The sequence below is a fragment of the Pseudoxanthomonas suwonensis 11-1 genome (assembly GCF_000185965.1).
In the GTDB taxonomy this organism is placed as follows: Bacteria; Pseudomonadota; Gammaproteobacteria; order Xanthomonadales; family Xanthomonadaceae; genus Pseudoxanthomonas; species Pseudoxanthomonas suwonensis_A.
Genome location: NC_014924.1, coordinates 1647393 through 1659445, shown reverse-complemented (window position 1 = coordinate 1659445; position 12053 = coordinate 1647393). Strand labels below are relative to the sequence as shown.

Here is a 12053-nt window from a genome sequence, read left to right as displayed (position 1 = left end):
CATGCCAGCCGCCACCCTCGCCGCCCTGCTGCACGACCTGGCCTCCCTGCGCCAGGCCCTGGACCGCGAGGATTTCGGCACCGCCGGCGACGTCCTGGCCGGGCACGATGCGCGGCTGCGCGAGTTCATCGAGACCACCGGCGCGCATGCCCCGCTGCAGGCCCTGCGTGGGCTGCTGCAGCTCCAGCATCTTATGCTGGCCGACGACGGCAACCTGCCCGGAGGCACGGCATGACCCCCACCTGGCCCGCTCAGGCACAGATGGCCGAAAGCGGCCTGTTCGGCGACGTCCTGGCCTGCGACGGCGTGCTTCCCGCCTGCTTCCTGCCCGGCGGCCAGGCCCGCACTGCCCAGGCCGAGTCCATGCTGCTGGGCCTGGCCCAGGTCGAGGACCTGCGCAGCGACGAACCGGGTGAGGAGAAGCGCGGCGAGCTGCCGATCCTCGCCCAGCGCCTGGACGCCAAGCTCGACCTGGTCCTGCTGCTGCTGGGCCGGCTGGTACGCCAGGGGAACCCGGCCCTGCCGGCCACCCCGCTGCGCTGGTCGGTCCGCGGCCTGCGCCTCCAGCTGCCGGCCGGGACCGATCTCCCCGCCGTGGACTCGGCCGGCGCCGTGCGCCTGCAGCCGGTGGACTGGCTCCCGGACGACCTGGAGCTGCCGGTGATCGTCAGCGCCACTGCCCAGGACGCCGACGCCAGCTGGGCCTGGCTGCGTTTCCCGGCCCTGCCACAGGGGCTGGAGGACGCCATGGGCCGCCACCTGTTCCGGATGCACCGGCGTCAGGTCGCCGACGCCCGGCGGCGCTAAGTCCCTGACAAAGTTGTGATGCCGGTCGCGGCGGGTACCAAAGCCCCCGGCCATGGGCTAAGGTGACCGGGGTTTTTCCGGGGATTGCAGCAACCCGTGCGAGTTCTCATCGTTGACGACCACACCCTGGTCCGCGCAGGGCTGAGCCGGCTGTTGCAGACCTTCGACGGCGTGGACGTGGTCGCCGAGGCCGCCAACGCGGACCAGGCCATCGACCTGGCCGCGATCCACCGCCCCGACCTGGTCCTGCTGGACCTGTCCCTGCCCGGCCGCACCGGCCTGGAAGCCCTCAGCGGCATCCTCGGGCAGAGCCCGGAGACCCGGGTGGTGATGATGTCCATGCACGACGATCCGATGCACGTGCGTGACGCGCTGGATCGCGGCGCCGCCGGCTTCGTGGTCAAGGATGCGGCGCCGCTGGAGCTGGAACTGGCCCTGCGTGCAGCGGCCAGTGGCGAGGTGTTCCTCAGCCCGCGCATTTCCTCGCGGATGATCGCGCCGCTGATCGGACGTTCGCGCCAGTCGCGGCCGGAGGGCGTCGCCGCCCTGCCGCCGCGCCAGCGCCAGATCCTGGCCCAGATCGGCCAGGGCCTCAGCAGCAAGGAAATCGCCAGCGGCCTGGGGATCAGCGTGAAGACGGTGGAAACCCACCGCGCGCGGATGATGGAAGCGCTCGGATGCCGCCGCGCCAGCGAACTGGTGCTGCTGGCGGTCAGGCACCAGCACGAGCTGGGCTGAGACCCCCTGCCGGCGGAATTCCGCCGCCCCGATCGCCTTGCGGCGTGACCGGATGCCGGAAAAACAACAGCCTTGTGGGGATAACCCCTACACGACGTAGGGAAAACACCCTCCCGGCTCAGGCACCCCCCGATTATTCCGCCGTCACAAGGCGTGCACGATGGCACCCATCGGCGCCATCAATCGAGCGCCGGTTCCGGGGAATGCAAGATGAAGGCCATCCAGTCCGCCCAGCTCGGCCAGCAGCTGAACCTGACGCCGCAGTTGCTGCAGTCGATCCGGCTGCTGCAGCTCAACGCGCAGCAGCTGCAGCTCGAGGTGAACCGCGCGCTCGAACTCAATCCTATGCTGGAACTGGAGGAGGAGGCCCAGGCCGAAGCCCAGGCGCCCGCCGCCGGTGACGTGGCCCCCGGGGAAGCGGCCGCCGTCGAGACCGCGGCCTTCGACGAGCTGCCCGAACCTTCGATGTGGGACGTGCCCGGCGCCAGCTGGAGCGGCGAAGGCGAGGACCGCATGCAGCGGATCGCCGACAGTGGTTCCAGTGACCCCTGCGTGCGCGTGCTAGAGGCCCTGTCCCTGGAACTGGACCCGGCGCAGCTGGAGATCGCCGCCTTTTGGCTGGAGCATTGCGACGACGCCGGCTACCTGGACGGCGACCACGCCGCCCTGCTGCTACGCGCCACCGCCCGCTTCGATGTCGCCGCCGAGCGCATCGAGGCCATCCGCCACCGCCTGCTGCACGGCGAACCCGCCGGCCTGGCCGCGCGCGATGCCGGCGAATGCCTGCAGGCGCAGCTGGCCGCCCTGCCCTCGCCCTGCCCGGGCCGCCACCTGGCGTCGCGGATCCTGGAGTCCTGCGTGGATGCGCTGGCCGCCCACGACCATGCCGCGATCGCCGCGCGCCTGCAGGTCGAAGAGGCCGACGTCGCCGAGGCGGTTCGCCTGATCCTTTCGCTGCAGCCGCGCCCGCTGCACGGGGCCATGGAAGCCGACGACGGCTACATCGTCCCGGACGTGGTGGCCTGGCACGCCGACGGCCAGTGGCGCGTCGCACTGAACCCGGCGACCGCACCGCGCCTGGCGATCAACGCCGGCTACGAACGCGCCCTGGCCCAGTCCGGTGACGGCGAAGGCGCCGGCGCCCTGCGCGAGCTGCTGCAGGAGGCCCGCTGGCTGACCCGCGGCCTGTCCATGCGCTACGACACCCTGCTGCGTACCACGAAGGTGCTGGTCGAGCGCCAGGCCGCGTTCCTGGTCCAGGGCGAGGAGGCCATGGCCCCGCTGACCCTCAAGGAAGTGGCCGACGAGATCGGCATGCACGAGTCCACCGTCTCGCGCATCACCAGCGGCAAGTACATCCAGACCCCGCGCGGTACCTTCGAGCTCAAGCACTTCTTCGCCGTCCGCCTGGAGGGCGCCAACGTCTCCGGCGCCGCCGTGCGGGCGATGGTGCGGCGCCTGATCGAATCCGAACCGGCCGGCCGGCCGCTGGCCGACGACGCCATCGCCGCGTTGCTGGCCCGCCAGGGCGTGCATATCGCGCGCCGGACGGTCGCAAAGTATCGTGAGCAGCTGTCCATCCCCACCGCCCGCGAACGCCGGCGCGCCGCCCCCGCGGCCACACTGGCCCGCGCGGGCTGATACCCCCGGAGTAGCCCGATGCGCAAGATCCGCGTCCTGCTGGTCGACGACCACGAGGGATTCATCAACGCCGCCATGCGCCACTTCCGCAAGCTGGAGTGGCTGGACGTGGCCGGCACCGCCGGCAACGGGCTGGAGGCTATCGAACGTTCCGAGGCGCTGCGTCCCGACGTGGTGCTGATGGACCTGGCCATGCCCGAGATGGGCGGCCTGCAGGCGACCCGCCTGATCAAGGCGCAGGACGAGCCGCCCTTCATCGTCATCGCCAGCCATTTCGACGACGCCGAGCACCGCGAGCACGCCACCCGTGCCGGTGCCGACGGCTTCGTCAGCAAGCTGTCCTACCTCCAGGAAGTGGTCCCGATCCTGGAGCGCCTTGCCGGAGTCCAAGCGTCATGAGCGAATCGCGCATCCTCGTCATCGACAGCCAGGCCACCCGGGCCGAGCACCTGTGCGGGCTGCTGGAGTTCATGGACCTCAACCCGCGCTGGGCGTCCTGCCCCGGGGACGTGTCCACCAGCCGCCAGCGCCCCACCGACTGGATGGCGGTGGTGGTTGGATCACTGGACGATGCCGCGGCCGCGCGTGACTTCTTCAACTGGCTGGGCGCCGCCCCGGTGCCGCCGCCGGTGCTGCTGCTGGAGGGCGACACCGCCGGCTTCGCCGCCACCCACGGCCTGCACGAGGCCGGAGTCTGGCCGCTGGAGTCGCCGATCCGCCACGCCCAGCTGGAAGCCTGCCTGCGCCGCGCCAGCCTCAAGCGCCTGGACGCCGAGCAGCAGGGCACCGGCGCCGACGACGGCCCGACCGGCACCAGCCCGGCGGTGCAGCGCCTGCGCCGGATGATCGGCCAGGTCGCCCCGTTCGACACCACCGTCCTGGTGCTGGGCGAATCCGGCACCGGCAAGGAAGTGGTCGCCCGCACCATCCACCAGCAGTCGGCCCGCCGCGACGGCCCGTTCGTGGCCATCAACTGCGGCGCGATCCCGCCCGAACTGCTGGAAAGCGAGCTGTTCGGCCACGAGAAGGGCGCATTCACCGGCGCACTGAGCGCGCGCAAGGGCCGCTTCGAGATGGCCGAGGGCGGCACCCTGCTGCTGGACGAAATCGGCGACATGAGCCTGCCGATGCAGGTCAAGCTGCTGCGCGTGCTGCAGGAGCGCAGCTTCGAGCGCGTCGGCGGCAACCAGACCATCAAGTGCAATGTGCGGGTGATCGCCGCCACCCACCGCAACCTCGAGGACCGGATCGCCGAAGGCCAGTTCCGCGAGGACCTGTTCTACCGGCTCAACGTGTTCCCCATCGAGATGCCCGCCCTGCGCGAGCGCACCGACGACCTGCCGGCGCTGGTCGCCACCATCGCCGGCCAGCTGGCCCGCTCCGGCCGCGGCGAGATCCGCTTCGCCGACGCCGCCCTCGCCGCCCTCGCCGGCTACGCCTGGCCGGGCAACGTGCGCGAGTTGACCAACCTGGTCGAGCGCCTGGCCGTGCTCAATCCCGGTGGCCTGGTGCGCCTGGACGACCTGCCGGCGCGCTACCGCGCCCACGTCCCGGCCGGCGTGGAGCCGGTGCTCAAGGCCCCGGCCCAGGCCGTGGTCGCGACCGCCGTGCCCCCCCCGGCCCAGGCCGCCGCGCCGTCGCCCGCCGCCGCCAACGACGCCAACGAGCTGCCCGAGGACGGCCTGGACCTGCGCGAGCACATGGCCCAGATCGAGCTGAAGCTGATCCGCGCCGCGCTCGACCGCACCCAGGGCGTGGTCGCCCACGCCGCCCAGCTGCTCGGCCTGCGCCGCACCACCCTGGTGGAGAAGCTGCGCAAGTACGGGATCGACCGCGAGCACGCCGAACAGCTGGCCAGCTGACGGTCGCGGCCTGCTCCCCACCCTGTCGCCCCAGCAGTGCCCCGCATCGCGGGGCACTCGCGTTTCTGGCGTCCCGCGTCCGGGTGGCCTCGGCGCAGGGCCAGTTTTCCGACGCAGGGCGCTTCCTGCCTCGTGGCACGCCGCTTGCATTGCCTGCGACGACACCGGCCCACGCCGCAGGGAAACCCATGACCGACTCGATCAGCTCCGTCCTGTCGCAGATCCGCGCCTACCAGGGCCAGCTCGGCCAGGCGGCCGCGCGTGCGGGCGACGTGGCGCGCAGCGACGCGCTCCAGGGACTGGGCGGCATGCAGGCACCGGGCGCGACCCAGGGCACGGCCGCGCCGAGTTTCACCCAGACCCTGGCCCGCGCCCTGGAAGGCGTCAACGCCGCCCAGGCCAAGGCCGGCGAGCTGCAGACCGCGTTCGAGCGTGGTGATCCGGGCGCGGACCTGGCCCGGGTGATGATCGCCTCGCAGCAGTCGCAGGTGGCCTTCCGCGCCACCGTCGAGGTCCGCAACCGACTGGTACAGGCGTACCAGGACGTCATGAACATGCCGCTGTGACCAGGGACTGAAGCGAGATGGCAATGACCCTTTCCAAGGACAGCTTCAACCGCGAACAGGCCACCGAGAAGGCGGCCTCGGCGGTGGTCAAGCTGCAGGAGATGCAGCTGGGCCGGAAGTTCGGGACCCTGCTGGCGATCGCGCTGGCGGTCGCCGCCGGCCTGTACATCTTCTTCTGGTCGCAGAAGCCGGCCTATACCCCGCTCTATACCGGCCTGGATCCCAAGGCCACGGCCGAGGCCACCGACCTGCTGCGCGCGGCGCAGATCCCCTTCCGGATCGACCAGGCCACCAGCGCGATCTCGGTGCCGGAGGAGAACCTGCACGACGCGCGCCTCAAGCTGGCCGGCTCCGGCCTGACCGAGAGCGGCCGCCTGGGCTTCGAGCTGATGGAGCGCGACCCGGGCTTCGGCGTCAGCCAGTTCGTCGAGAACGCGCGCTACCAGCATGCGCTGGAGACCGAGCTGGTCCGCACCATCTCCACCCTGCGCCCGGTGCGCGACGCCCGCGTCCACCTCGCCATCCCCAAGCCTTCCGCCTTCACCCGCGCACGCGAGGCCGCCTCGGCCTCGGTGGTGCTGGAGCTGCGTTCCGGCGCGGTGCTGGAGCGCAACCAGGTAGACGCCATCGTCCACCTGGTCTCCTCCTCGATCCCGGACCTGGCCCCGGAGCGGGTCACCGTGGTCGACCAGAACGGCCGCATGATCAGCCGCAACGGCAACGACAGCGCCTCCGAGCTCAGCGCGGTCCAGTTCGAGCAGGTTCGCCGCCAGGAGACCTCCTACAACCAGCGCATCCGCGAACTGCTCGAGCCGCTGACCGGCAGCGGCCGGGTCAACGCCGAGGTCACCGTGGACATGGACTTCTCGGTCACCGAGGAGGCCCGCGAGCTGTTCAACGCCGAGCCGCAGAAGCTGCGCAGCGAGCAGGTCAGCGAGAACACGACCGCCGGCGAAGGCCCGCAGGGCATCCCCGGCGCCACCAGCAACACCCCACCGGGCGCGGTCGCGCAGCAGAACGCCGACGGCACCCCGGCGCCGGGTACGGTGGCGACCGCCACCGCCGCCGGCAACAGCTCCCGCAGCGCCACCCGCAACTTCGAGCTGGACCGCACCCTGCAGCACACCCGCCAGCCGGCCGGCCGCATCCGCCGCGTCACCGCCGCGGTGCTGGTCGACCACGTGCCGCGCGCCGGTGGCGACGGCAAGGTCGCGCTGCAGCCGCTGTCCGAGCAGGAGCTGGCGCGGGTGCAGGAACTGGTGCGCCAGGCGGTGGGCTTCGACCCGGCGCGCGGCGACGTGGTCTCGGTGGTCAACGCACCGTTCGTGCGCGAGGACGCCCCGGCGGCCGAGCCGCTGAAGTGGTGGGAGGACCCGCGCATGCGCGATATCGCCCGCGTGCTGGCCGGCGCCCTGGTGGTCCTGGCCCTGCTGTTCGGCGTGCTGCGCCCGAGCCTGCGCCAGATCGCCTCGCCGGCCGGCGCGAAGAAAAGCGGATCCGGGGAAGCCAGCGACGAGCCGGCGACCGCCGAGGTCTCGCTGGTGGAGGACGACCTGGACATCCCGGCGCTGGCCGGGGACACCGCCCAGCTGGGCCTGCAGGCGCCGGGCGCGCCGATGGCCCTGCCCTCCTCGAATTCTTACGAGGACCGCCTGCGCAACGCGCGCGAGGCCGTCCGTGCCGACTCCAAGCGGGTCGCCCAGGTGGTGAAGGACTGGTTGGGAAATGAAGCAGCCTAGTATCCAGGGTGAACTGACCGGCGTGCAGCGCGCCGCCGTGCTGCTGCTGTCGCTGGGCGAGGCCGACGCGGCCGAGGTGCTCAAGCACATGAGCGCCAAGGAAGTGCAGAAGCTCGGCCTGGCCATGGCCACCATGAGCGGCATCAGCCGCGAGCAGGTGGTGGACGTGATGGACCAGTTCGAGAACGCGCTCGAGCGCCAGACCTCGCTGGGCGTCGGTGCCGACGACTACATCCGCAACGTGCTGATCCAGGCCCTCGGCGCGGACAAGGCCGGCAGCCTGATCGACCGCATCCTGCTGGGCCGCAACACCACCGGCCTGGACACGCTCAAGTGGATGGACCCGCGCGCGGTCGCCGACCTGGTGCGCAACGAGCACCCGCAGATCTGCGCGATCGTCCTGTCCCACCTGGACCCGGACCAGGCCGCCGAGGCGTTGAAGTTCCTGCCCGAGCGCGTGCGCGCCGACGTGCTGCTGCGCATCGCCACCCTCGACGGCATCCCGCCGAACGCGCTCAACGAGCTCAACGAGATCATGGAGCGCCAGTTCGCCGGCAACCAGAACCTCAAGTCCTCCAGCATCGGCGGGGTCAAGGTCGCGGCCAACATCCTCAACTTCCTCGAGACCGGGCAGGACCAGTCCATCCTCGGCGAGATCGGCAAGGTCGACACCGAGCTGTGCCAGCGCATCCAGGACCTGATGTTCGTGTTCGACGACCTGGTCGAGCTGGACGACCGCGAACTGCAGACCCTGCTGCGCGAGGTCTCCGGCGAGCGCCTGGGCATCGCCCTGCGCGGCGCCGACGTCAAGGTGCGCGAGAAGATCACCCGCAACATGTCCCAGCGCGCCGCCGAGATCCTGCTGGAGGACATGGAGGCCCGCGGCCCGGTCCGCCTGGCCGACGTGGAGGCCGCGCAGAAGGAGATCATGACCATCGTCCGCCGCCTGGCCGATGAGGGCGTGATCACCCTCAGCAACGGCGCCGGCGAGGAGCTGGTATGACTGGCGCCGTGCGCTGGCTGGCCCCGGAGCTGCAGGTGGCGACGCCGCCTGCGCCGGAACCGGCCACCCTGGTCGAGGATGCACCCATCCCGGTGCCGCCGACCCTGGAGGAGATCCAGGCCATCCAGGACGCCGCGCGCGAAGAAGGCTATGCCGCCGGGCTGGCCCAGGGCCACCAGGAAGGCTTCGCCCAGGGCCAGGCCGAGGTCCGCCGCCTGACCGCCCAGATCGAGGGCATCCTCGACAACTTCACCCGCCCCCTCGCCCGCCTCGAGGACGAGGTCACCGCCGCCCTCGGCGACCTGGCCGTGCGCATCGCCGGCAGCCTGGTCGGACGCGCCTACCAGGCCGACCCTGCGTTGCTGTCGGAGCTGGTGTCCGAGGCCCTGGACGCGGTCGGCGGCGCCAGCCGCGAGGTCGAGGTGCGCCTGCATCCGGACGACATCGGCGCGCTGGCACCGATGCTGGCGCTGGTATCCGAAGCACGCCTGGTGCCCGACCCGAGCCTGGGCCGTGGTGACCTGCGCGTGCACGCCGAGGCGGTCCGCATCGACGGCACCCTCCAGGCGCGCCTGCGCGGCGCGCTGGAAAGCGTGATCCACAAGGCCGGAGCCGGCGCATGAGTCCCGCTCCCGCCAACGGCCAGGCCCCGGCGCTCGGAGGCGCCGTTCCCGCCGACTGGCTGTCCGCGCGCAACCTGCGCCTGTCCATGCGCCTGGGCGGCATCGCCCTGGACCCGGCCGCCGGACGCGGCCTGATCCGCGAAGGCATCCTCCGCCGCGCCGTCGGCCTGACCCTGGAAGCCACCGGCTGCGAGGCGCCGATGGGCGCCACCTGCAAGGTGGAAGTGGCCGATGGCGGCTGGGTCGAAGCCGAGGTCGTGGGCTTCGCCGGCGACCGCACCTCGCTGATGCCCAGCGCCGAATTGCACGGCCTGCTGCCCAACGCCCGGGTGGTGCCGGTGCGCCGCCGCGGCGGCGTCGAGGTCGGCGAAGGCCTGCTCGGCCGGGTCATCGACTCCGACGGCGTGCCGCTGGACGGCAAGGGCCCGGTCCGCGCCGAAGGCAGCGTCGGCATGGCCGGAGTCGCAATAAACCCGCTGGCGCGCGAACCGATCATCCAGCCGCTGGACGTCGGCGTGCGCGCGATCAACGCCCTGCTGCCGATCGGCCGCGGCCAGCGCGTCGGCCTGTTCGCCGGTTCCGGCGTCGGCAAGTCGACCCTGCTGGGCATGATGACCCGCTTCACCTCGGCCGACGTGATCGTCGTGGGCCTGATCGGCGAGCGTGGCCGCGAAGTGCGCGATTTCGTCGAGACCACCCTGGGCGAGGAAGGGCTGCGCCGCGCCGTGGTCGTGGCCGCCCCCGCCGACCGACCGCCGCTGGCGCGACTGCACGGTGCCTACCGCGCCACCGCCATCGCCGAGTGGTTCCGCGACCAGGGCCTGAACGTGCTGCTGCTGATGGACTCGCTGACCCGCTTCGCCCAGGCCCAGCGCGAGATCGGCCTGTCGGTGGGCGAGCCGCCGACCACCCGCGGTTACCCGCCGAGCGTGTTCGCCAAGCTGCCGGCCCTGGTCGAGCGCGCCGGCAACGGTGCGGCAGGTCGCGGCTCGATCACCGCCTTCTATACGGTGCTGACCGAGGGCGACGATCCGCAGGACCCGATCGCCGACGCCGCCCGCGCCATCCTCGACGGCCACATCCTGCTGTCGCGCCGGATCGCCGACGCCGGCCTGTACCCGGCCATCGACGTCGAATCCTCGGTCAGCCGCGTGGTCCAGGACATCGCCGACGAGACCTGGCGCGAGCGCATCCGCGCGCTCAAGCGCCTGGTCGCTGCCTACAACGCCAACCGCGACCTGATCGCCATCGGCGCCTACCAGCGCGGCAACGACCCGGTGGTTGACGAGGCCCTGGCGCGTTGGCCGGAGATCATGGAGTTCCTGGGCCAGGACGTGCTGCGCTCGGCCGACCTGCAGCAGAGCCGCCAGGCCCTGGATGACGTGCTGCACCTGAAGGAGAACGCCGCATGATGCAGTCGCGCCGCATCGACCCGCTGCTGCGCCGGGCGCAGGAACACGAGGACGCGGTGGCCCGCGAGCTGGCCGAGCGCCAGCGGGCGCACGAGCTGCAGGAATCGCGCCTGGAAGAGCTGCGCCGTTACGCCGAGGAGTACGCCTCCAGCCAGATGACCGCCATCAGCCCGGCGCAGCTGGCCAACCGCCGTGCCTTCCTCGACCGCCTGGAAAGCGCGGTCGAGCAGCAGACCCGCAACGTCGACCTCAGCCGCCAGCACCTGGACGCCGAACGCGCGCGCCTGCTGCTGGCCAGCCGCGACAAGCAGGTGCTGGAACAGCTGGCCGCCAGCTACCGCGCCCAGGAACGCAAGGTCGACGAGCGCCGCAGCCAGCGCGAGATGGACGACCTCGGCGCGCGCCGCGTGCGTGAGGCCAGGGAAGCCCGGCAGGAGGGCGAGCCGCAGTGAACACGTCCGCCGTCGGTGCCCTGCCCGGCTCGCCGCCGCAGGCTCCTTCGCCCTCCTCCACGCCCGGACGCGAGTCCGGCGACGGCAATGCCTTCGCGCGCCTGCTCGAGGGCAGGCCGCAGCCGGAAGGCGCCCGTCCGGGCAAGCCGGTTGAAACCGGGAAGGCTTCGCGCGTGGGCGCCGACGATCGGCGCCAGCCGGGCGACGGCACCGGGGCCAGCGACGAGGCCAGCGCGAGCGCGCCGGAAGAAACCCTGGCCGCGGCCAGCGACAGCGACGCCGGCACGGATTCCGATGACATGGCCGAAGACGGCGCTGGAGCCGAAGCGGCCTGGCCGCCCCCCGGCCTGGGCTGGCTGCTGCAGCCGCCGGCGGAGCCCTCCGTACCGGCCACGACCGGCATCAACCCGACTGCCACCGCTCTGGGCGGCGATGCCGCCACCGACGCCGACGCCGACGCCGCGCCAGAGTCCGTCATCGGCAATGGCACCGCGCTGCCGCGCCTGGGCGACACGCTCCAGGCCGGCAACGGCCAGTCCACCTCCCTGCAACCCGCGGAAGGCGCCGGGCCGGAGCTGGCACCTGCCGACCAGGCGGGCGCCGGGCGCGGCGGCGATGCCGCACGTCTCCTGCAGCAGCTACAGCCGACGGCGACGACCACCGACGCCAGCGCCCCGGCCTTCGTGCTGCCGGCGGCCCCGGCGAACCCGGTCGCATCTGCCCCGGCCCTGCCGGCGGCTCCCGCCAGCCTGCCGACCCCGCAGCTCAACGCTCCCGGTTTCACCGAGGACGTCGGCGCCCATGTGGAATGGCTGGCCGGGCAGAAGCTCAGCCACGCCGTGATCCGCATCGCGCCGCAGGACCTGGGCCCGATCGAGGTGCGCCTGCAGCTGGACGGCGAGCGCCTGAGCGCCGACTTCAGCAGCGCCCAGGCCGAGGTCCGGGTCGCGCTTGAACAGGGCATGCCGCGCCTGCGCGAGATGCTGGGCCAGCACGGTTTCGAGCTGGCCCATGCCGGGGTCGGTGACGGCCAGGCCGGCGACCGCGAGGCCCCGCCACGCGGCCGCCATGGCGCCACCGGTGAGCTGGCCGCCGATGAACCTGCGCCGGCGCCGGTCCGCGTCCTGCGTCGCGGCCTGCTCGACGCCTACGCCTGATCCCGTCGGCGGCCGATGGTCGCCGCTCCCGGGTAGCCGGGTTTCCCAATACA

The 12053-nt window shown here is 72.4% G+C and carries 13 protein-coding genes; all 13 read left to right on the top strand.

Going from position 1 to position 12053, the window contains the following annotated elements; translation table 11 throughout:
• Window position 1: 1 nt before the first annotated feature.
• Entirely contained in the window at window positions 2–235 is a 234-nt protein-coding gene (locus PSESU_RS07595; protein WP_013535179.1) for a hypothetical protein, read from the top strand.
• A complete protein-coding gene (locus PSESU_RS07590; protein ID WP_013535178.1) occupies window positions 232–807 on the top strand; it encodes a PilZ domain-containing protein in 576 nt (191 codons plus the stop codon). The genes PSESU_RS07595 and PSESU_RS07590 overlap by 4 nt, the downstream gene beginning before the upstream one ends.
• Before the next feature lie 96 nt (window positions 808–903).
• A complete protein-coding gene (locus PSESU_RS07585) occupies window positions 904–1545 on the top strand; it encodes a response regulator (protein WP_013535177.1) in 642 nt (213 codons plus the stop codon).
• Between the two features lie 210 nt (window positions 1546–1755).
• Window positions 1756–3186 carry an RNA polymerase factor sigma-54 gene (gene rpoN, locus PSESU_RS07580; protein ID WP_013535176.1) on the top strand — a complete coding sequence of 477 codons (1431 nt, stop codon included), beginning with the start codon at window positions 1756–1758 and terminating at the stop codon, window positions 3184–3186.
• Between the two features lie 18 nt (window positions 3187–3204).
• Window positions 3205–3585: a response regulator gene (locus PSESU_RS07575; RefSeq protein WP_013535175.1), complete on the top strand. Its 381-nt coding sequence runs from the start codon at window positions 3205–3207 to the stop codon at window positions 3583–3585.
• The gene (locus tag PSESU_RS07570) at window positions 3582–5048 is read left to right on the top strand and encodes a sigma-54 dependent transcriptional regulator (RefSeq protein ID WP_013535174.1); all 1467 of its coding nucleotides are present in this window, start codon (window positions 3582–3584) and stop codon (window positions 5046–5048) included. Before PSESU_RS07575 ends, PSESU_RS07570 begins: the two co-directional genes overlap by 4 nt.
• A 188-nt stretch (window positions 5049–5236) precedes the next feature.
• On the top strand, window positions 5237–5614 hold the full coding sequence (gene fliE, locus PSESU_RS07565; protein ID WP_013535173.1) for a flagellar hook-basal body complex protein FliE: 378 nt from the start codon (window positions 5237–5239) through the stop codon (window positions 5612–5614).
• Between the two features lie 17 nt (window positions 5615–5631).
• Window positions 5632–7353: a flagellar basal-body MS-ring/collar protein FliF gene (gene fliF / locus PSESU_RS07560; RefSeq protein WP_013535172.1), complete on the top strand. Its 1722-nt coding sequence runs from the start codon at window positions 5632–5634 to the stop codon at window positions 7351–7353.
• Window positions 7354–7366: 13 nt separating this feature from the next.
• Window positions 7367–8356, top strand: a complete 990-nt coding sequence (gene fliG, locus PSESU_RS07555; RefSeq protein WP_041764649.1) for a flagellar motor switch protein FliG — start codon at window positions 7367–7369, stop codon at window positions 8354–8356.
• Window positions 8353–8979 (top strand): FliH/SctL family protein, encoded by a 627-nt coding sequence (locus PSESU_RS07550; protein ID WP_013535170.1) that lies wholly within the window; start codon window positions 8353–8355, stop codon window positions 8977–8979. The genes fliG and PSESU_RS07550 overlap by 4 nt, the downstream gene beginning before the upstream one ends.
• Window positions 8976–10391 (top strand): flagellar protein export ATPase FliI, encoded by a 1416-nt coding sequence (gene fliI, locus PSESU_RS07545; RefSeq protein WP_013535169.1) that lies wholly within the window; start codon window positions 8976–8978, stop codon window positions 10389–10391. The genes PSESU_RS07550 and fliI overlap by 4 nt, the downstream gene beginning before the upstream one ends.
• Window positions 10388–10843 (top strand): flagellar export protein FliJ, encoded by a 456-nt coding sequence (gene fliJ / locus PSESU_RS07540; RefSeq protein WP_013535168.1) that lies wholly within the window; start codon window positions 10388–10390, stop codon window positions 10841–10843. The genes fliI and fliJ overlap by 4 nt, the downstream gene beginning before the upstream one ends.
• Window positions 10840–12000 (top strand): flagellar hook-length control protein FliK, encoded by a 1161-nt coding sequence (locus PSESU_RS15685; RefSeq protein ID WP_013535167.1) that lies wholly within the window; start codon window positions 10840–10842, stop codon window positions 11998–12000. The genes fliJ and PSESU_RS15685 overlap by 4 nt, the downstream gene beginning before the upstream one ends.
• Window positions 12001–12053: the final 53 nt, after the last annotated feature.